This window comes from Paenibacillus sp. FSL M8-0334 (assembly GCF_038000405.1).
Taxonomy (GTDB): Bacteria; Bacillota; Bacilli; order Paenibacillales; family Paenibacillaceae; genus Paenibacillus_AQ; species Paenibacillus_AQ campinasensis.
The window spans coordinates 798,394-819,234 of sequence record NZ_JBBOCH010000001.1; the positions used below are offsets into that span (position 1 = coordinate 798,394).

Below are 20,841 nucleotides of genomic sequence, written 5' to 3' on the forward strand. Positions count from 1 at the left end.
CTTCTCACTCTCCTTGCTCGTTTGAGGCTTTAGGGACGGTATGCAGCAACGGATGGCGAATGATGACGCGGGTCCCTGTACCCTCAGCGCTTTCAATATGAATGCCATATGCCTCGTGGAAGGTCAGTCTAATCCGGGCCTGCACATTCAGCAGACCATAGCTGCGGCTGGACCGCTCCTCCCCGCCGGCTGGCTCCTGCATCGCCGACAGCGGGTCTTCCAGCAGGCGGCGCAGCTCCGCCAGCCGCTCCGGCGACATGCCCGCACCGTTGTCCGTCACCGTCAGCAGCAGCATTCCCTCCTCCACTTCGGCCGAAATGACGATGCTGCCCGGGCCTCGCCGGGCTTTGATGCCATGATAGATGGCGTTCTCCACAATCGGCTGCAGCAGCAGCTTCAGCACATACAGGCCCTCCGCTTCCGGAGCCAGATGCAGCTCGTAATGCAGCCGGTCGCGGTATCGGGTCTTCTGGATTTGCAGATAGCTTGTAATATGCGTCCATTCGTCCTGAATAGGGATGATATCGCTTCCCTTGCTCAGCCCGATCCGGAACAGATGCGACAGCGACTCCACCATGCCGGACACATCATCCGCCCCTTTTTTCAGCGCCATCCAGTGAATCGTATCCAGCGTGTTATACAGAAAATGAGGCTTGATATGCGCCTGCAGGCTTCGCAGCTCCGCCTCCCGCTTCTGCCGCTCCCTCAGCTCGCTCAGCTTCATCAGCTTGCGAATTTGCAGCAACATGCGGTTGAAGCTGCGCCCGAGCATGCCTACCTCATCCTGCCCTCCGCCCCAGTAACGGATCGTCAAATCCCCGGACTCCGCTTTCTGCATGAACGACATCAGCTGGCGAATTGGCCTCGAGATCGATTGTGACAGCGTGTACGATGCCGTTAAGCCGAAGAGACAGACGACAAACAGGAAGCATACCAAATAAAATTGAATTTTCCGGACCTCATGCACCGCCTCGCTCGCCCCGAATACCCCGAGCGTGCTCCAGCCTGTGAAGGAGGACGTCACGTACATGAACTGCAGCATCTGACCGCCGACTTCACGCACGAACGTGCCGCTCTCCTCTTCCGGAAACCAGGCGGGCGGGATTCCCGCAATCGGGGAATGATCCGGAGTGTAGATCGGCTTCCCATCCCTCGCGGTGACCATCAGATAGCCGTCTTTTCCAAGCGTAACCCCGCGCACGGCACCCGCTACCGCTCGCAGCTTCAGATCAATCAGAACAGCGCCAGTCACCTCCCGCGTATCCGGATCCACGAAAGAGCGCACAACCGAGATCAGTTCATCGTTGGAATAGAACACATGCGTGGTCACATTGCGCTGCACCGGATGGCCCAGCACAGTGAAGATCCCCTCGCGCTGTGCCGCTTCCACATACCAGCTTTCCTCCGTCAAATTCCCGTCGCTTCGGGCATACATCTCGTTGCTGATGTAGTCCCCCTCATGATTCACGACCAGGATCGCCGCAATCTCCGGATACAGCGTGGTGAATCCTTGGAGCAGCTGACGGATCTCATACCGCTCACTCTTCTCTTCGCTCAGCAGCGCATGCGGAGCTTCGCCATTCCCCTCGCCGCTCTCGGTGCCGTCCCCGGACATCTCCCCGCTTAAGAAACGCTTGACCGCAGGGTCAAATCCGATCAGATACGTAATGCTCTGCAGATTCTCCATGTTGTTGTCGAGCGTTTGATTCACTTTCCCGATCAGCTGAAGCGTATTGGCTGTCATCTGTTCGTCAACGATGCGGTTGACCGTCCAATTCACCAGCACGCCAAGCGCAATGGAAGGAAGGATGCCAATCATTAAGAATAAAACAATAAGCTTGTATTGCAGCGGCCAATCGCCGAATCCTGTCCACCGTTTAAAACGTCTCCGCCAGCTGCCCGGTTTGAATTCGTAATTATTTGGCATAAAAATCATCCACATTCTCACGGGTCACAATCGTGATCCCGGTATCTACGCGCGGCGGAAGCGGAGCCACATCATTGCCCAGCGTCGGAGCCGGAACGGTCAAGCCATGATGAAGGTGAAACAGATACTGAAGCGACCAATAGCCCATATTCCATGTACCCTGGGCAATCGTGGCCGACACCGTCCCGTCCGATATTCGGTCAAGCGTCTCTTTGTTCGTATCAAATCCGATAATTCGCAGCTCCCCCTTCCTGCCTGCCGCAATGACCGCATCAGCCGCGCCTGCCCCGCCGCTTGCTTCGGTGGCAAAGACGCCTCGCAAATCCGGATGCTCCTCCATCATCTCCAGCACCGCATCCCGCCATATAATCGCGTCACCCTTGCCTTCCTTCACCGCAACCACCTTCATGGCCGGATATCGATGGGCAATCGCTTCCTTGAAGCCGCTGGTGCGATCCGCGTGATTCTGCTGTCCGGACTGCGTAATGATGCCCACCTCGCCCTCTCGGCCCAGAAGCTGGGCCATCTTGTCGGCTGCGGCAGCCCCTGCGTTGTAATTGTTGGTGGCCAGAAATGAGTATGCCTTGCTTCCTTGCGCATCCGCATCAAACAGCACCACCGGGATGCCTGCATCCACCGCCTTGTTGATCGTCGCGGTCAATGCGCTGGAATCAATCGCTGACAGGGCGATGCCGGCCGGCTTCTTCGCAATGACCTGCTCCAGCACCATGATCTGCTCCTTCACGTCATACTGCGTAGCGCCTCGGTATTCGACCGACACGCCAAGCGCGTCGCCTCCGTCCTCAAAGCCTTTTAATATATTCTTCCAATATTCCATCCCTGACTGGAACGTGACCATGACGTAATTCTCGCCAATGCTTCCCCGCAGTCCTCCATCCTCCCAGGCCGCGGAGCGTCCCTCATCCATCCGGTACATCACCACATACACCAGAAACGATACAATCAGCAAGCCGTAAACCACCATCAGCTTTTTCACCGGTGCAACCTCCGATCCATTTCTCCCATGCTCTCATGCAATCGGTTACAAAAGTAATATACTGCAAGAACCGGGAAAATTTCAAACGCATGCCACTGCCAAGACTTCAGCTTAGCGGCATTCACGGCAAGCTGCCCTATGAAAAAAGACTGCGGCGGCCTTCACTTTTGGCTGCTGCAGTCCTCGGTCATTACGAGCATCTTCACTGTTACATATCTGCTATAAACGATCCGTTCAGGGGAACATGTCCAGGTATGCTATGTATGTAAACGTCTTGCTCATCAACGGTTTCATTATCGGACGATTTCATCCCGGGTGCAAGCCCGATCACTCGAGCCCGACGCTATAAAATTGGGCGACCTCCCCAGCCAGTTCCTCTGCCGAACGCTTGCCTGGGAGCAGCTGCTGCAAGGTCAGTCTCTCCACCGCCCCTACAAGGCAATCGGCCGCGACCGCCACATCGAATCGGGACTCCCCATCAAGCCCATGATGCCTGGACAGCAGACAGCGCGCAATTACCGCAGCCAGCTCCTCCTTCATATCCGCTGCTTCCTCGCTAAGGAAAAAACCGATCCGTGTCAAATCGGGATGGTGAGCCAGCTGTGCAAACAGCCGCGCTAGGAACGAGCGAACAGCAACCGTTACCGACTCACAGCCCCGCTCAGCCTCTCGCCCGCACTCTTCCATGAGCGCTTTCAATCCCGACCGGAACATGCCTGTCAGTTCGGCGAATATGGCCTCCTTGCTTTGAAAATACAAGTAAAACGACGGCTGTGTTAACCCCGCTTTGGAGACAATGGCACTGACCTTCGTCTCGTGATACCCTAACCGGGCGAATTCGCTGGCGGCAGCTGCGAGTAATCGTGTCCTGCTCTCTTGTCCATTGGCACCCTTCTTCCTCAAAGCTATCGAACCTCCGCATCCATCATGTTGTGAGTAAAAGTTATCGTTCATTATACTCCAACGTATTTGCCGGATGCCACGAAAAGAATGCAATAGAATGCAGAATCTATCTGTTCTGCAAATGACCTCCAAATGGCTGTAACCCATTTAAAACTTTACATCCGTCCCGGAACACGATAACGTTATTTATAGTGAAACTCACAAAATCCTGAGCAGCACAAACGATACTTAAACTGCCTTGGCACATCCAGAAGGAGAAATATAGCATGTCGGATATCGCATATACAAATTCATCCCCCTATGATTCCGGGGAAGCCTCGTCTTCCCCGGAATCCGCGCTGCATCGGCCGCATGTGCTGATCGCAACCGCTGTCGATGCCGAGCGGGAAGCGGTCCTGCGCGGGCTCGGTCAAGACGGCCGGTTTGATGTTGTTGCCGTCGGCGTCGGACCGGCGGCAGCAGCGGCCTACACCGCACGCGCCCTCGCCCGGCACCGCTATGGCCTCGTCATCAGCGCAGGCATCGGCGGCGGATTTGCCGGACAAGCCGCGATCGGCTCCCTTGTCATCGCGAGCGCCATCGTGGCCGCCGATCTCGGTTCAGAGACCCCGGACGGATTCCTTAGCGTTCAGGAGCTTGGCTTCGGCACGGATCGAATCGTACCGGACGCCGATCTGTCACAGCGCTGGATGCAAGCGCTGGAACGAGGCGGATTATCGGCATACCACGGGCCGATTCTGACTGTGTCCACAACGACGGGCAGCGCGGAATCCGCCGCCTTCCTTGCCCGGCGCATTCCCGGCGCTGCTGCTGAAGGAATGGAAGGGTTCGGCGTAGCGACGGCGGCGGCAGCTTATGAACTGCCCGTTCTGGAGATCCGGGCCATCTCGAACGCCGTCGGTCCTCGCGACCGGGGGGCGTGGAAGATCAAGGAGGCGCTTGAAGCGCTGGAAGCGGCCAGCTCACATCTACTGGAGGTATTGACATGAAGATTGCATTTTCCCCTTGTCCCAACGACACCTTTGTATTCCATGCCTGGGTGCACGGGCTGATTGCCGGCGCGCCTGCGCTGGACGTGTCCTATGCGGACATCGATATAACCAACCACTGGGCTGCCGAAGACAGGCAGCATGATATATTGAAAATATCCTATGCCGCCTTGCCCTGGGTGCTGGACGAGTATGCCCTGCTTCCGTGCGGCGGCGCACTCGGCCGCGGATGCGGGCCGCTCGTGCTGACAGCGGACCACCTGACGGACGGCAGTGCGCCGGTTGGCCCTGCCAGCCTGTCCGGGCGCCGCGTGGCGGTTCCGAGCGAACGCTCCACCGCCTATCTGCTGTTCCGGCTGTGGGCTGCGCAGAACGTTCCGGGCGGACTCGGTGAAATTGTCGTGTTGCCCTTTGACCAGATTATGCCTGCCGTCCGGGACGGCAAGATCGATGCCGGACTCGTCATACACGAGGCCCGGTTCACTTACCCTTCCTACGGTCTGAAGCTGATGACAGACCTCGGAAGCTGGTGGGAGACCGACACCGGGCTTCCGATTCCGCTCGGCGCCATTGTCGCCCGCCGGTCGCTGGATCTGGCTCAAATCTCGGCCTGGGCTCGCGCTTCTGTCGAATATGCCTGGAAGCATCCTGAAGCCTCACGGCAATACGTACTGGAGCACGCCCAGGAGATGGACCCGGCCGTGGCCGATGCCCACATCAACCTGTATGTCAATTCGTTTACTGCCGATCTCGGTGCTGACGGGTACGGTGCCATCACCGCGCTGCTAACCCGCGCTGCCGATGAAGGACTAGTTCCGCGGGTAGATCCCGCCCTGCTGCGTCTGCCTTAACCGCATCATCCCACGACTAAAGAGGATTGCCGCCCCCGATGTCTTACCGGGTACTTGCGGCAATCCTCTCTGTGGTGAATCGGACATTATCCCAGTTACCTCCAGTCAACCTCTGTCCTCGCCTTCTATTGCACCCTCTCCGCGGATTGCTTCTGACAGCTGGCGATATATGCCCACAATCTCCTCCATCGGCATGCGAACCAGCCCGCTGGAGGAAGGAGCAACGAACTCCCGGATTCCCTCGGTCACCGGTTCCGCCTGAAAGCCCCAATCTACCCGCTGCCTGCCGCTATATTCGGTATAAACTCCTTTTCCGACAAAGCAGGCTATCTGCGGCTGGTACTTCTGCAGCTTCTCCCTGAGCAGCGCCCGGCCAGCCTTGTACTCCTCCCGGGTAATGTCCTCCGCTCCCCTTGTCGGACGGGAAACAATATTCGTGAAGCCATAGCCGAGCTTCAGCAAGTCCCGATCCTCGGAAGCCGCGTATCGGCGCGGGGTCAAACCGGATTGATGCAATATTCTCCAGAAGTTGTTTCTCGGGTTGGCATAATGGTGGCCAACTTCCCCTGAGCGCAAGCTCGGGTTAAATCCGATAAACAAAATGGACAACCTATAATCCAAATGATCCGGAATTTCGTTCATGTCCATCCCTCCAAGCTCCATATCTCCTTCAGTGCAGCCCGAAACAAGGCATCCACTTCACTTTCCATCCCGCCTGGGGCAGCTCGATATTCACGGATTGTATGTTCATAATGACCGATCTGCTCGGTCAGATAATGACGAAGTGACTGCATGCGCACTGCAGGCAGCGTCCGACTCCCCGCTCTTTTGGCCTCCAGCAGTTCGAGTGCCTCCGCGCGCACGATATCCTCTCCTCCCAGCAGCGTTTCCGTCAGCGCTCGGAGCGGAACCGGCGGCATATCGCTGAATCTCTCGATCCACCCGCAAGCCAGCACCGGCCGCAGCACTTGAATCAACCGTTTGACCTGAACCTGGTCCTGCTCCCAGGCTTGTCGGTCATTCCGAGCCGCCATCTTCACATAGTGATGAATACAGGCCTTCGGAGAGAACAGCATCCCGGCCAACCTACGGAGCTGCTCAAGAATAGCGCCATGCTCGATATAGCGGATCGGCGAATTCAAGCATTCCAGCAGTGTGGGATTGGATTTTTGCATAAGCCTTAACGCTTTTATCATATCCCAGCCGCTCATATCCTCCTGCCCTTCCAGCGGATATACGAGTACGTCCTTTTTCTCCATAACGGATAAATACCACTCCACCGGCCGGAGGTACAGAAAACGAACGTCATAGTCGCTGTGTGCCGACGCAGTTCCTACAGCCCGGCTGCCAAGCTCGCAGGCATACACAATCACGATATTTTCTTTCCGCTCGATTTCCTTCAGTTTCTGCACAATCCCCTTGCGATCCCATAAATGCATTCTCCGCACCTCCAATCAGACAGCAACGTCAATGAATGGTCCAGCACCCCGAACTTATGCATGATTCCCACTCTTGCCCGTCCCACTGCCCATCAATCGATGCCATTATACCACGGTATGGCGCCTATCATTCACTTGACCATGATCCATGTAACCATGTTAATACACCGCAGGAACAAAGAAAGCTGCCCGTTCTGTAGAATATATCTGCAGATACGGACAGCCTTTCCCTGACTGTGGTTATATCTTATTGCGCATCTAGCGCCTCTTGAGGCACTTCGATTTTGTTGATGGCATTATGCTGGGCATAAGTGCTCTTCATCTTCATGTCAAGCTCTACCGATTGACCCTCGGCCTCCATCGTCAGAACCATGTCAACATCCGATCTCATCGGCAGATAAGATTCCTTGTTCACACTGTACACAATTTTGATGCTTTTAATATCCATTTGCTCAATCATAGCTTCAGTCTGTGGATCGCTTCCTGCCTGATCCATAATAGACTTGGCAAGATCCTTGAGGTTATTGCCGGACACATCAGCCGTCAGGACATACTCGTCACCCTCTTCGGTGATCTCAGTATCCTGTGCAATCATTTTGAATTGCTCAACCTGTTGTTCAGCGCTCTGTTCAACGCCTTCAATGGAGCTTCTGATCTCCCCTTCGGACTCCTCCGGAATCTTCATCCATTCGTCATCCATCTGCAAGTAGATTCCATTCTCCGTAATATATTGCAGCATCTCCATATTGCCTTCTGGAGAGGACATAACCATATTCTGCTTCATCTCCAACGGCTCGATGGTCACCTCGGAGTCCAGCTTCATATTAATCGATTGTTCTTCTTGACCTTCCCCTTGGCTAACCACAAAATTCTGCTCGATGTCTGCTGCAAGCGCAAAACTTTTCATTTCTTTGCTCGCTTGTGCAGCCTTCTCGATCAGTTCATCAACCGTTGGAAGCTCCGATTCCTTTGGTTCTTCTTCATTGACCGGCGTCTCCTGCGGCTCAGTAGACTGCTCCTCCGATGATGGTGTTTGTGCCGCTGTTGGTTCGTCTTTCTTTGCATCCCCGCACGCGGTCAGACCGATTGCTAAAATTGCTCCCAGTAATAATGCTGTCCATTTCTTCAAAACAAGTTCCTCCTAAACATTATAAGTCCTGTTGCTTTGTCTTCTTTGCCCTATGTAATCTATCTCGTGTTGAAAAAAATGTGGAAAGAAGCTACATTAATTCTAGCATCAATGCGAGGTGAACTCAAATTGGAAAATCTGCTCGTCACTGGTTACCGTGCGCATGAGCTTGGCATATATGACCAGAAACATAAAGGCATACCTTACATTCTGCAAGCGATGGAGAACCGGCTCATTCCATTGCTGGACGAAGGTCTGAAGTGGATCATCACTCCCGGTCAATACGGGGTTGACCTGTGGGCGATCGAGATTGCGATCCGGCTTAAACAACATTACCCCGAACTGCGATGTTCCATTCTGACCGCCTATCAAAACCCGGAAGAACGATGGAATGATCAGAAAAAAGCATACTACGAGCAAATTCTCCGCGGTGTGGATTACTATGCTCCCGTGAGCAAACAGCCTTATGCCGGCAGCTGGCAATTTGCCGCCCGGGATGAGCTTCTGCTTCGCAAAACCGACGGCATTCTGCTCGTCTATGATGAAGAGGCCGGTGTTGCCAGTCCGAAATTCATCAAGGAGCGGGCGCTGGCCAAGCAAGAAACGGAAGGGTACCGGTACATTAGCATCGGCACTGAGGAGATCCAGGCCGTCGCCGATGAAATGAACAGCTCGATGTTTGAGGAATGACAAGGTCCATCCCCGGCTATGATCCGCTATAGAAACGTGTAAACAACAAAGAGCCATCTCTCCAATCGCTCGGTCTGAAAGGATGCTCTCCGTACATGCTTGAACGTCCTCCCCCATGTGAGGCTTCCATCGAAATTGGAGTATGGCTCTCGCTATTAGAATCTGGCGCGATTATGCCAGAAGCTCATGGATATCTGTATAGGCATAGCCGTGCGCTTCTGCGACCGCTTTATAGCTGACCTTGCCGTCCATGACATTGATCCCCTTGGCCAGTGCCGGATCCGCAAGCGCGGCTTGACGCAGCCCCTGGCTGGCAATCTTCAGCCCGTAAGGAGCCGTCACATTCGTCAATGCGAGCGTCGAGGTACGGGCTACGGCGCCAGGCATGTTCGCAACGGCATAGTGAATGACGCCGTGCTTCTCGTAGGTAGGATGATCATGGGTTGTAATCCGGTCGATCGTCTCGATCGAACCGCCCTGGTCGATAGCCACATCGACAATCACGGAGCCGGGACTCATCGCCTTGACCATCTCTTCTGTAACGAGCCTTGGCGCGCGGGCACCCGGAATCAGAACCGCCCCGATGACGAGATCGGCGGACTTGACCGTTTCAGCGATATGATAGGAATCGGAGATGATCGTTTTGACACGGCCTTGGAACAGATCGTCCAGCTGACGCAGCCGATTCGGATTAATGTCGAGAATGCTGACCTCCGCCCCCATGCCAAGAGCGATCTTCGCTGCATTGGTACCGACGATGCCGCCGCCGATCACCGCAACCTTTCCGGGCGCAACCCCGGGCACGCCGCTCAGCAGCACCCCTTTGCCGCCGTGGGCCTTCTCCAGAAAATGCGCGCCGATCTGAATCGACATTCTGCCTGCCACTTCACTCATCGGTGTCAGTAGCGGCAAGCTTCCGTCCGGAAGCTGAATTGTCTCATAGGCTACCGCACTCACCTTGCGTTCAACCAGCGCCCTGGTCAACTCTGCCTCAGGGGCCAGGTGGAGATAGGTATACAGAATTTGCCCTTCCTGAAAGTAAGCATATTCCTCCGGAAGCGGCTCCTTGACCTTCACCACCATCTCCGCTTGCCACGCTTCGGCAGCTGTGGGCACTATCCGTGCGCCGGCAGCCTCATAATCTTCATCTGTAAATCCAACACCAGCACCTGCGCCGGATTGCACCAGCACCTCATGGCCGGCATGCTTGAAGCTGAGCACCGTTCCGGGGGTCATCCCGACCCGATTCTCATTGTTCTTAATCTCTTTAGGTACCCCTACCCTCATAAACTGTGACCTCCCGCATGCATTCTTGATTCTTGCACAATGGCCCAATGAAACTGTAGTTCGATCTATAGGGTCTAGCATGATGCCGATAATTGCAGTGTACTATATCCTATGAAAATATACGAGCGTCTGCAGCAGGAAAACGCCCCTAAATCATATTAGGGGCGTCCAGGCATCACAGCTCAGAAGCGATGATCAACAGCGATCATAGCGCCTTCTCGCGATCCTTTCCTTTATCCGACTCGCCAGCGTTCTTGTTCGCGGCCTCCCGGTCCAGCTTCATTTCCTCCACCGTCTTCACCTTGAGCCTGGCCGCTCCCTCGTAATTGCGGGTTGGAACCTGCCGACCTGATGCTAACCGCTGCTTGGCCTCGGCAATCGCGGCTTTATACTGAGGCAGCCACGGCTCATGGGCGACCAGCATCTCATCCACCATCTGCCATATTTCCGGCGGATTGCAGACCGCGCCCACGAGCGGATCCATCATGAACGCCTGCCTAAGCAGCTTGTCATCCCCGTGAACGGCGGCCTCCACCGCAAGCCGCTGCACGGAAATGCTGGCACTGCACACCGCAGCCGGACCAAGCGGCAGCGGGCCGACATGCGGCATGGAGATGCCATTGCGATCCACATAGCCTGGCGCTTCGATCACCGCATCGTCCGGCAGATTGGATATGATGCCGCGATTCACGACATTGAAGTGACCGCGGTATACCCGCCCGGTCTCCAAAGCTTCAATGATATATGATCCATGCTCCTCTCCCCGATTCTCCGGCTTAAATGGCATCGCCGGGTCCTTCATCCAGTTCGGGAAGTCCGTCTCGAACCAGTTCCGCCCTTCCGTGCAGACACGCAGGTAACCTCCCGTCTCCCCGTTGATCCAGCTTCCAAGATCAATCCAGTTCGGAATCTCCTCCGGACGTTTGCGGTACCATGGCACGTATTCGCTCAGATGGCCATTGGACTCCGTGCTGTAATATCCGAAACGCCGCAGCATGTCGATCCGCACCCGCTCGGTGCGGCTGTATTCGGGATGACGCTCGAAAGCTTCGAGCAGGCCCTGGGTCAAGTCCTCTCCCTTATGGGAAATTTGGATGTACCAGGTCTGGTGATTGATGCCTGCGCAGACGATATCAACCTCCTCTTTTGCCAGCCCATAGACGCTTGCTATCTGATGATGCCCGTGCTGCACCCCGTGACAGAGTCCAACCGTTCGAACACCGCCATACTGATTGCAGGCCCAGGTCAGCATCGCCATCGGATTGGCGTAATTCAGCAGCAGAACATCCGGTGCGCATACTTCGCGTATATCCTGACAGATGGACAGCATCTCGGCAATGCCTCGCTGACCGTACATGATCCCGCCCGCACACAGCGTGTCCCCGACACATTGATCAACACCATACTTAAGCGGAATGTCGACATCCGAGGCAAAGGCTTCAAGCCCGCCTACGCGAATCGTACAGATTACATATTTTGCATCCTTCAGCGCCTCCCGCCGGTCGGTCGTAGACTGGATCGCAATCTTCAGCCCATTCTCACGAATGTCCCGTTGACACAGCTCGGTAACCATATCCAGATTATGCTGGCTGATGTCCGTAAACGCGATTTCGATCTGATGAAAGTCCGGCACCGTCAGCAAGTCCCGCAGCAGTCCCCTCGTAAATCCGATGCTGCCCGCACCGATAAAAGCAATCTTGAATGACATGTTGCTTCCCCTCCTGCACAAGTAAATTCAATCTGATTGTAGCAATCGGGGATTCGTAAGCGTTATCAAAATAATGACCACTTTAAGCACAAACTGTCAAAAATTCAAACTTCCGCACCGCTCCAGCTATTGTGCTAGTGGCCTCCAGGTTCTGCTAATCTCCGGTCCCAGCTGTATTTATCCGAATTCTGGCGATATTGGGCCGGAGTCACCTTGGTATACTTTTTGAACAAAGCATGAAAGTACTGGCGGCTTGCCACACCGACATACTCGGAAATTTCAGGGATCGGAATATCAGTCCGGGACAGCAGCTGCTTCGCTTTTTCCATCCGGATCATGGTCAAATACGCCGTCAGCGTATGGCCCGTCTCCTTGCGGAATATTCGCTGCAAATAGCCGGGATGCAGGTTCACAGCCATAGCAACGTCCTTAATCCGAATGTTCTGATCATAATGCTGATGCAAATAATCGATGCTTCGCTTGGCGTACAGCTCACTGGGCCCGAATGCGCCACGCTCCCGCTCCTCCGCCAGCCTGGAGATCGAAACGAGCAGCTGAATAAACAGCACATTCGTGATCGTCCTGGGGCCCGTTCCTCTTCGATCCAGCTCAAGCACAAGGCTTCTCAGCACCGGATACACCTCTTCCTGATCGGACAAGACCAGATACGGGCGGTCACGCCGCAAAAAGGAAGCGACTTCCTCTTCCTCGCCGGCAATCGCACTGATGTCAGGAGCCGCCTGCCCGCGATCCGTAAAGCCAAACTCCACATTCAGCATTCTGCACGAGCTGTCAGCGTCCACGATCAGACGATGGGGAACCCCGGAATCGAGCACAATAAACTCCCCTTTGCGAAGAACGACCCGATTATCCTTGCCTTCCCCTACCCGCACATCGATTCGGCATTGACCTGATATCATATACATAATCTCCGTGGAGTCATGAACATGAAACGGCATCTGGTAGTTGCTCCACTGCTTGTAATAAAAGGCGTAAAACCGCGGACCATAGCTCCCGCTCAGCAGCGCCTCCTGAAATAAACTGCCATTCACCTGACGTCACCTCATCCTTTTCCCCAAGCTCGGGTACGCCAATCCCCTGGCGTTTTTAGGCACGGCCCGCGCTCTTGCTCTCTATTAGTCTACTAAAAGTACCCGGTACTGATAAAGCCTGGTTTTTTATAATAGTATATATATACATTTTGTATAGAGAGTTACAGCTGCCGTTGCTCATATGACGAAGATACATACGATATCTAGAAGTCATTATTAATCAAAAGGTGGGATACTCATGACCGAATGCTGGAAGCATCACAGGAAGCATCGCCACGTCAACAAAATCAAAGAAGTGATTATTGTTAAAAAAGTCATTAAAAAAGTCGTTTGGCCAGTCCATCACAAGAAGCATTGCAAGCATCCCAGATGATCAATACTAAAATTTGAAGGTGAAACTGGACTGTAGGTAGTATATAGATGCCCGAGCTCATCAGCTTTCGGGCACTATTACATACACTTCTTTCTTGCATCTTGGCATTAGGATAAGTCCCAGGCTTCATGCACCTTGGGCACATCGGAGATCAGCTGCCTCGTGTACGGATGCTGGGGATGGATGATGACGTCCTCGGCAGGTCCGCTCTCCACCACCTTGCCGCGTTCCATAATATACAGCGTATCGCTCACATAGTAGGCCAACCCGACATCATGGGTAATGAAGATGATCGTCATCTCATTCTCATCCCGCAGCTTTAACAGCATGTCAAGAATGGTCGAGCGGGAGCAGGCGTCCACCATCGAGGTCGGCTCATCGGCAATGAGCAGCTGCGGGTGCAGCATGAAGATGCGCGCGATCATCAGCCGCTGCATCTGGCCCCCGGACAGCTCGAACGGATACTTGTTGTGCAGCTCCTCATATTTCAGGTTCACGAACGAGCAGGCTTCCTTCATCTTCTGCAGCTGCTCCTCCTTGCTGCGCTTCAATCCCTGCAACCTGATGCAATCAAGCAGCAGCTTCTCGACCTTGTAGAATTGATTAAAGGAAGAGAACGGGTCCTGAAAAATCGCCTGGATATGCTTCCAGTACTTCTTGCGGTCGGCATGGCGCTTAAGCTGTCTCGGCTTTCCCATATATGAAATGGAGCCGCTGCTCTCCTTCAGCAGGCCCATGATCATTTTGGCCAGCGTGGTCTTCCCGCTGCCGCTTTCCCCTACAATCGATATAATCTCGCCTTTATGAAATTCGAAGCTCACATCGTCCACCGCGGTTGTTTTATGTTTGCCATAGCCAAATACCTTCGTCAGATGCCTGCCGCTGATCAGCACCTCATTCGTCTTCATGGGCATACCACTCCCTTAATGTGTCTGCCGGAACGATGCAGCGATAAGACCGGTCCTGGAAGGTTTGCAGCTCGATCCTTCCTTGGCGGCACTCGCTCTGGGCATACGTGCACCGGTCTGCAAAACGGCAGCCTTCCGGCACCGTCTTCAGGTTTGGCGGCGTTCCGGGAATGGCCGCAAGCTTGTGGCCTCTCATCCCCTCTTCCGGCACGATGATGGAGCCCATCAGCTTTTTCGTATACGGGTGAATCGGATCAAAGATCATCTGCTCCGCCGTTCCGCGCTCCACGATCTCGCCTGCATACATAACCATAATATCGTCGGTCACATGATACAGGAGCGGCAGCTCATGCGTGATGAACACAAGCGACTGGATATAGCCTTTCTCCAGCAGATGCTTCAGCAGCTTGATCACCGCTTTCTGTGAGGTAACATCCAGCGCGGACGTTGGCTCGTCGGCAATCAGCACTTTCGGGTTCAGAATGGTGGAGATGGCAATGACGGTCCGCTGCTTCATCCCGCCCGACAGCTCGTTCGGGTAGGACTCCAACACCCGGGCCGACAGATTCAGCGTTTCGAATCGCTCCACTGCCAGCTCCCACACCTGCTTCCTGCTCAGCTCCGGCCTGTGCTCCTTCATAATGTCTTCGATAAACCGGATAATGCGGAGCGTCGGATTCAGGGCGTTCATCGCCGCCTGGGGAATGTAGGAGATTTCCCTGCCGGACACCCGGGAGCGAAGCTGTTCCTTGCCCAGCGTCATAATGTCTGTCCCGTTCACGATGATGGAGCCCGAACCGAAATGGAGCGGGGGAAAATAAAATCCCATCAGGCTGAGCGCAAGCGTGGACTTTCCGCAGCCGGACTCGCCTGCAATCCCGAGCGTGCGCCCGGCCTCCAGCGTAAAGCTGACGCCGTCAACGGCGTGGACATGCTCCTTGAGACGGGTCCGATAGTACGTCTTCAAATCTTTCACTTCCAAAATATTGGTGCTCAAGGGTCATCAGCTCCTAATTTTCGGATTGAAGATTTCATCCATCCCGGTATTCATCATATACAGCGAGAATGTAATGACCGCGATGGACAGCGCCGCCGGAATGAAGGCCCACCAAGCCCCGGCTACCGGCGCCTCGAATACGAGCGCCCAGTTCATGATGATGCCGAGGGAAATCGTGTTGTAGGGGCCGAGGCCCAGCATCGAGATTGAAGCCTCCGCCAGAATCCCGGACGCCATCTGCAGCACAAAGGCCATCACTACATACGAAGCGATGTACGGCAGAATCTCATACATGATGATCCGGGGCGTGCTGTAGCCCGAGATTTTGGCAATATTGACATGATCGCGATTGCGGAGGGAGGACGTCTGCGCCCTAACGGCCCTCGCGGTCCACGGCCAGCTCGTAATGCCGATGATCGCCGCGGTCACGAAGGAACTGCGGGAATCAATGCTGACTGAGATCAGAATCAGTATGACGAAGGAAGGGATCACAATGAAGATGTTCGTGACAGCAGTCAGCAGATTGTCAATCATCCCTCCGATATAGCCTGAGGCGAGCCCGATCACAAGACCGATCGCGGTTGCGAACACCCCGGCAATCAGCCCGACCTGAAGCGAGGTTCGGATTCCGTAGATGAGCTCCAGGAACAGATCGCGTCCGAAATTGTCCGAGCCGAGCAGCAGCTTGGAATCCGGCGGCTGATAAGCGAGCGCAATCATCTCCAGCGGATCATTGCGATTGATCAGCGGATAGATCATAACTACCCCGATCATCAACAGCAGCAGGACCGCGCCCAGCATAAACTTAGGCGACTTGAGCAAAATGCGAACGGAATGATTCATATTACTGATCCTCCATCTGTGCAGCCTTGATTCTAGGATCAATCCAGCCGTAAATCAGATCGATGGTGAAGTTGGCCAGCAGGACAGCCAGCGCGATCAGCAGCGTACAGCCCGAGATGAGCGGATAGTCCAGCTGACGAATCGCCGTAAACATCCACGTTCCGATTCCCGGGTAGCTGAACACGATTTCGCAGATAAGCGATCCGCCAACCATCGTGCCGATCGATAGCGCCAGCCCCGTAATCTGGGGAAGCATCGCATTGCGGAACACATAGCGGGCAATTCGCGAATCGCGGATGCCAAGCAGCTTGCTATACAGCACATAGTCGGAATTCAGTTCATAGATCGACATCTCCCGCATTCCAATCGCTTGCCCGCCAATGGTCACCAGCACAATCGATAGAAACGGCAGCGTATGATGCCTCAGCACCGAGCCGATGAATTCCCAGCTTAGCGAAGGAATCATCTGATAATCATAGCCCCCGTGCATCGGGAACCATTTCAGTGTCAGAGCAAACGCATACAGCATGATGATAGCCAGTGTGAAGAAAGGAATCGAGTTCACAAACAGGGCTACCGGAAAAATCACTTTATCGAAGACACCCTTCCGATAAGCGGCCACCGCGCCGAGCACGTTGCCGATGATCCAGCCGACCAATATCGCGGGCAGTTGAAGCCCGATGGTCCACGGGATGGCCGAGGCCAGGATTTCCGTAACCGGCTTCGGATACAGCCCGAAGGAAGTGCCCCAATTGCCAGTCAGCAAATTTTTGACATAGATGAAAAACTGAACATGGAGCGGCTGATCGATGCCAAACTCGGCAGCAAACGTGTCATATACCCGCTTGATCGTATCGCTTTCGGTCATGCCCTGGGTCATCTGGGCCACAATGACGCTGACGGGATTGCCTTCAATCATTCGGGGAAGCAGGAAGTTCAGTGCGATCGCAACGATCAAGGTCACGAAGTACCAGAAGAACTTTTTGACGACATACTTTCCGTAAGCGCTCATACAGCATCACCCCTCCACATGATTCAGGCTAAAGGGGGCAGGCCTTGCAGGCAGATTTCGGTATGCCATGGCCGGGCCAAGCCATCAACCTATGGCAATGTCCCTTCACTGGGTGCCACTTGGCGATGCTCCTTGGCACGGCCCTTCGATACGTCCCGATTGGCCAAACGCACTTTGGCGCCCTTTGCGACGTCCGGATTGGCCATACGCGCCTTAGAACACCCCTGCCATGCCTGCCCCTGCGATCAGTTGTGTATTTGGTACAAGGCTTTAATTCCCGCACCGTCCATCGAAATTTGCGGAGGAATATTGCTGCCGTCCCCTTCCTGCGGGAAGCCCTTCCATACCGTCTCGTTCACCGTGTCAAACACCCACGGGCGGTACATCAGCGGAATGGAAGGAATATCATTCAGCCAAATCTGGGTCAGCTCGGTATACAGCGCTTTCAATTCAGCTTCATCGGTAACCGTCGGAATCTTCTCAATGATGGCATCGGCACGGTCGTTCTGATACCGCCCCCAGTTCCAGAAAGCCATCTCACCGATTGGAGCCACCCCTTTGGAATACATGATCGTCTGAGCCCGGTTCCACGGCTGGCTCGGGCTGACACCCCCGGCCGGGGTGTTCATAATGATATCGAATTTGCCGGTCTGCAAATTGTTCGTCCATACTGGCGCTTCCGGGAATTTGGTCCGAATTTCGACGCCGATGGCCTTCGCATTCTGGGCCACGATCTCCAGCGCTGCATTCCAGTCCGACCATCCGTACGGACATTCAATCTCGTAAGGCCCAAGCCGGACGCCGTTCAGTACGCGAATCCCGTCCTTGCCACGCGCAGCCCCGATGGAGTCGAGCAGCGCATTGGCAGCCTCAACATCGGTCGTCCACTGAAGCGGCTTGATCGCGGCCTGATCCACATATTTGGACTCCGCATCCGTATTCAAAGTAAGCGACGGCTGCATCGGCGCGGAATAGCCGCTGATCGCCAGCTCCGATATTTTGCCATAGTCGATGCTCATCGCAATGGCCCGGCGAACATCCGGGTTGTCTAGCCCCTCCTTGGACATATTGAAGAAGATCGAAGGCATCGAGCCCGGAACATAGTACGGCTCTTCCTTCAGATAGGTTTTCACCGGGGCTCCGTCCTCCCACATCTTCCACACCTGCGGGATGAACTGCTGGGACACGTCCACTTGGCCGCTCTTAAATGCGAGATCGCCGGCGGCATTGTCTTTATAGATGACGTGCGTAATATATTTCGGGGCCGGAAGCTTGCCGAAGAGCACCTGCCCCCAGTAGTTGTCGTCCCGGACAATCGTAATTTTCTGATCGTTGTAGTAATACATTTTGTAAGGCCCGGTTCCGATCGGATCATCATTGATCTCCTTGCGAATCGTGGCCAGATCCCCGCCTGCCTGCTGCTCGATCTCTTCCCATACATGTTTCGGAAGCATCGGAATAAGCTCTATGCTGTCAAGCACCGTCAGCTTGTTCGGATTATCCTTGTTCAGCATGATGTCAACCGCATGTTCTCCGTCGGCAGACACCTCTTCGATGTACGTCCAGAAATTGCTCCAGTTGATATCATATCTCTGGCCCAGCTTGTAAGTGTATACGACATCATCAGATGTGAACGGCTGTCCGTCGCTCCACTTGGCCTCCGGATGCAGCTCAACACGCAGCGTGAGATCGTCGGTCCATTCGTACTTGGTTCCAAGCAGCGGCTCCAGTTCACCTGTGAGCTGGTTGACCATAAACAAGGTTTCATAGATCAGCTCTCTGGAGTTTCCATAGTTGATCGGGAAGGCCGGATTGCCGCTCAGCAAATTAAAGTTGGTCGGCGCTCCCCACTGCAGCCCGTTGACATACAGCGTTTCATTCCTCGGCGTTGCCCTCGGATCCTCCTGCGGCGATGTCTCCTCGCCGCCCCCTGGAGCCGTCACCTCCTGATTCGGCGGCGATTCTCCCGTTGGCGGCGGGGTGACCCCCTGACAACCTGCTACCATAAAAGATACGACAAGCAGCAACATCAACATCGGTCTGACAATCATGTGCACCTTCATTTCTGAACCCTCCATTCTTGGAATGAGTACGGCTCTAAAAAGGCTGATTAACACCCGTGCAGGTACTCCCCTGCTTTTTTGTAAACGCTTTCTAAAACGAATATATGTAGTCTTGTCATGTCTGATTCCATAAAAAAAGCCCGGTTGAAGGATACCTCCTTGACCGGGCCCCATCACTCGCATGATGTAAGGATTAAGAGAATTTCGGCAGCCAATCACCATGCGCTTCAATCAAGTCATCACAGAGACTTCTGATATCGTCTATGGACAGCTCTGCCGCTGTGTGCGGGTCCAGCATCGCCGCATGGTAGATATGCTCCCGCTTGCCTGTGGCCGCCGCCTCCAGCGTAAGCAGCTGCGTGTTGATGTTGGTGCGGTTCAGCGCCGCGCATTGCGGTGGCAGGTCGCCGACGAAGGTAGGTGTCACGCCGCTGGCGTCCACCAGGCACGGCACCTCCACGCAAGCTTCCTTCGGCAGGTTCGTAATGAGCCCTTGGTTCATAACGTTGCCTCCGATTTTGAACGGCACATTCGTCTCTATCGCTTCCATAATATACGAGGCGTACTCATGGGAACGATGATGCTCAAGATCCTTGTTGTTGACCAGTTCCTCACGTCTTGCCTTCCACTCTTCAATCTGGCTGACGCAGCGGCGCGGATACTCATCCAGCGGAATGTTAAAGCGCTCAATCAGCTCCGGATAATTGCGCTTGATGAAGTACGGATGATATTCCGCATTATGCTCGGAGGATTCGGTAATGTAATATCCGAAATTAAGCATCATCTCCAGGCGAACCATATCGTGATGCTTCTCCTTCTGCTTCTCGGCAGCACGGCGCTTGATCTCCGGATACAGGTCCACGCCATCCTTCGTCACTTCAAGCAGCCAGGCCATATGGTTGATGCCGGCGATTTTGGACTGAACGCCTGTCGGGTCCATGCCCAGGTTCTTGAACAGATCCGGCACGCATACCTGTACGCTGTGGCACAGTCCTACGGTCTGCACGCCGCCAAGGGTAATCATGGCGTTAGTTAGCACCGCCATCGGATTGGTGTAGTTCAGGAACAGGGCGTTCGGACATACTTCGCGAATATCAGCGGCAAAATCCATCATGACGGGGATGGTGCGCAGGTTCCGGAAGATGCCTCCGATGCCGACGGTATCAGCGATCGTCTGTCTCAGGCCATACTTCTTCGGAACTTCAAAATCCGTGATCGTACAAGGATCATAGCCGCCGACCTGAATGGCATTGACGACATATTTGGCACCGCGCAGCGCTTCCTTGCGGTCGCTGTACGATTTGACGACACAAGTGCTCCCGCTCGTTTTCTTTATATTATTCAGCATGTTCTCGGAGTCTTGGAGACGAACCGGATCGATATCATACAAAGCCAGCTCGAACCCTTGCAAAGCAGGCGTCTGCATGCAGTCGCCCAGCACGTTTTTAGCAAATACGGTACTTCCTGCTCCGATAAATGTAATTTTGGACATCGTTATGTTCCTCCCTATATTCTATGGAATAATCCGCTTTCACAAGTTAACTATAAGGGAATCGGCTTCCTTTGAATATGGAGCAAAACAATCACGTTATGGACATTTGTCGTCTCATTGGCTAAGCTAGTGTCAAGCATGCGGAAGGCGCCGGCAGGCCTCTCAGCACCCGGCCGAGGCC

18 protein-coding genes are annotated in these 20,841 nt (G+C 54.4%); 3 read left to right on the forward strand and 15 right to left on the reverse strand.

Annotation, left to right across the window (positions count from 1 at the left end):
- Window positions 1-4 precede the first annotated feature (4 nt).
- From MKX64_RS03605 to MKX64_RS03615, 3 genes are all read right to left on the reverse strand, one after another.
- Window positions 5-1,936, reverse strand: a complete 1,932-nt coding sequence (locus tag MKX64_RS03605; RefSeq protein ID WP_155618653.1) for a cache domain-containing sensor histidine kinase — start codon at window positions 1,934-1,936, stop codon at window positions 5-7.
- Window positions 1,917-2,924, reverse strand: a complete 1,008-nt coding sequence (locus MKX64_RS03610; RefSeq protein ID WP_330164030.1) for a substrate-binding domain-containing protein — start codon at window positions 2,922-2,924, stop codon at window positions 1,917-1,919. Before MKX64_RS03610 ends, MKX64_RS03605 begins: the two co-directional genes overlap by 20 nt.
- A gap of 327 nt (window positions 2,925-3,251) precedes the next feature.
- On the reverse strand, window positions 3,252-3,827 hold the full coding sequence (locus tag MKX64_RS03615) for a TetR/AcrR family transcriptional regulator (protein WP_095267331.1): 576 nt from the start codon (window positions 3,825-3,827) through the stop codon (window positions 3,252-3,254).
- Between the two features lie 266 nt (window positions 3,828-4,093).
- Here MKX64_RS03615 and MKX64_RS03620 point away from each other — a divergent pair, with 266 nt between their 5' ends.
- Window positions 4,094-4,816, forward strand: coding sequence for a futalosine hydrolase (locus MKX64_RS03620; protein WP_341035340.1), 723 nt, complete (start codon window positions 4,094-4,096; stop codon window positions 4,814-4,816).
- The gene (locus MKX64_RS03625; protein ID WP_155618655.1) at window positions 4,813-5,667 is read left to right on the forward strand and encodes a 1,4-dihydroxy-6-naphthoate synthase; all 855 of its coding nucleotides are present in this window, start codon (window positions 4,813-4,815) and stop codon (window positions 5,665-5,667) included. Before MKX64_RS03620 ends, MKX64_RS03625 begins: the two co-directional genes overlap by 4 nt.
- Before the next feature lie 105 nt (window positions 5,668-5,772).
- On the opposite strand, the gene MKX64_RS03630 is transcribed toward MKX64_RS03625, so the two are convergent.
- The 3 genes from MKX64_RS03630 to MKX64_RS03640 all read right to left on the reverse strand — a co-directional run bounded on the left by MKX64_RS03630 (window position 5,773) and on the right by MKX64_RS03640 (window position 8,235).
- Window positions 5,773-6,309 (reverse strand): mismatch-specific DNA-glycosylase, encoded by a 537-nt coding sequence (locus MKX64_RS03630; RefSeq protein ID WP_095267328.1) that lies wholly within the window; start codon window positions 6,307-6,309, stop codon window positions 5,773-5,775.
- Window positions 6,306-7,106 carry a nucleotidyltransferase domain-containing protein gene (locus MKX64_RS03635; RefSeq protein WP_341035341.1) on the reverse strand — a complete coding sequence of 267 codons (801 nt, stop codon included), beginning with the start codon at window positions 7,104-7,106 and terminating at the stop codon, window positions 6,306-6,308. Before MKX64_RS03635 ends, MKX64_RS03630 begins: the two co-directional genes overlap by 4 nt.
- Before the next feature lie 247 nt (window positions 7,107-7,353).
- Window positions 7,354-8,235 (reverse strand): DUF6612 family protein, encoded by an 882-nt coding sequence (locus MKX64_RS03640; protein ID WP_341035342.1) that lies wholly within the window; start codon window positions 8,233-8,235, stop codon window positions 7,354-7,356.
- Between the two features lie 129 nt (window positions 8,236-8,364).
- On the opposite strand from MKX64_RS03640, the gene MKX64_RS03645 reads away from it, so the two are divergent.
- Entirely contained in the window at window positions 8,365-8,925 is a 561-nt protein-coding gene (locus MKX64_RS03645; RefSeq protein ID WP_341035343.1) for a DUF1273 domain-containing protein, read from the forward strand.
- 171 nt (window positions 8,926-9,096) lie between these two features.
- Here MKX64_RS03645 and ald read toward each other — a convergent pair whose 3' ends face one another.
- The 9 genes from ald to MKX64_RS03690 all read right to left on the reverse strand — a co-directional run bounded on the left by ald (window position 9,097) and on the right by MKX64_RS03690 (window position 20,660).
- Entirely contained in the window at window positions 9,097-10,212 is a 1,116-nt protein-coding gene (ald, locus tag MKX64_RS03650; protein WP_341035344.1) for an alanine dehydrogenase, read from the reverse strand.
- A 205-nt stretch (window positions 10,213-10,417) separates the two neighbouring features.
- Entirely contained in the window at window positions 10,418-11,920 is a 1,503-nt protein-coding gene (locus tag MKX64_RS03655) for an alpha-glucosidase/alpha-galactosidase (protein WP_095267323.1), read from the reverse strand.
- Between the two features lie 134 nt (window positions 11,921-12,054).
- Entirely contained in the window at window positions 12,055-12,972 is a 918-nt protein-coding gene (locus MKX64_RS03660; RefSeq protein WP_341035345.1) for a helix-turn-helix transcriptional regulator, read from the reverse strand.
- 480 nt (window positions 12,973-13,452) lie between these two features.
- Entirely contained in the window at window positions 13,453-14,253 is an 801-nt protein-coding gene (locus tag MKX64_RS03665) for an ABC transporter ATP-binding protein (protein ID WP_341035346.1), read from the reverse strand.
- Window positions 14,240-15,250 carry an ABC transporter ATP-binding protein gene (locus MKX64_RS03670; RefSeq protein WP_095399022.1) on the reverse strand — a complete coding sequence of 337 codons (1,011 nt, stop codon included), beginning with the start codon at window positions 15,248-15,250 and terminating at the stop codon, window positions 14,240-14,242. Before MKX64_RS03670 ends, MKX64_RS03665 begins: the two co-directional genes overlap by 14 nt.
- A gap of 6 nt (window positions 15,251-15,256) precedes the next feature.
- The gene (locus tag MKX64_RS03675) at window positions 15,257-16,093 is read right to left on the reverse strand and encodes an ABC transporter permease (protein ID WP_095267320.1); all 837 of its coding nucleotides are present in this window, start codon (window positions 16,091-16,093) and stop codon (window positions 15,257-15,259) included.
- Between the two features lies 1 nt (window position 16,094).
- A complete protein-coding gene (locus MKX64_RS03680) occupies window positions 16,095-17,105 on the reverse strand; it encodes an ABC transporter permease (protein ID WP_095267319.1) in 1,011 nt (336 codons plus the stop codon).
- 245 nt (window positions 17,106-17,350) lie between these two features.
- Window positions 17,351-19,168 (reverse strand): ABC transporter substrate-binding protein, encoded by a 1,818-nt coding sequence (locus tag MKX64_RS03685; protein ID WP_095267318.1) that lies wholly within the window; start codon window positions 19,166-19,168, stop codon window positions 17,351-17,353.
- Window positions 19,169-19,361: 193 nt separating this feature from the next.
- Window positions 19,362-20,660 carry an alpha-glucosidase/alpha-galactosidase gene (locus MKX64_RS03690; protein ID WP_095267317.1) on the reverse strand — a complete coding sequence of 433 codons (1,299 nt, stop codon included), beginning with the start codon at window positions 20,658-20,660 and terminating at the stop codon, window positions 19,362-19,364.
- Between the last annotated feature and the right edge of the window lie 181 nt (window positions 20,661-20,841).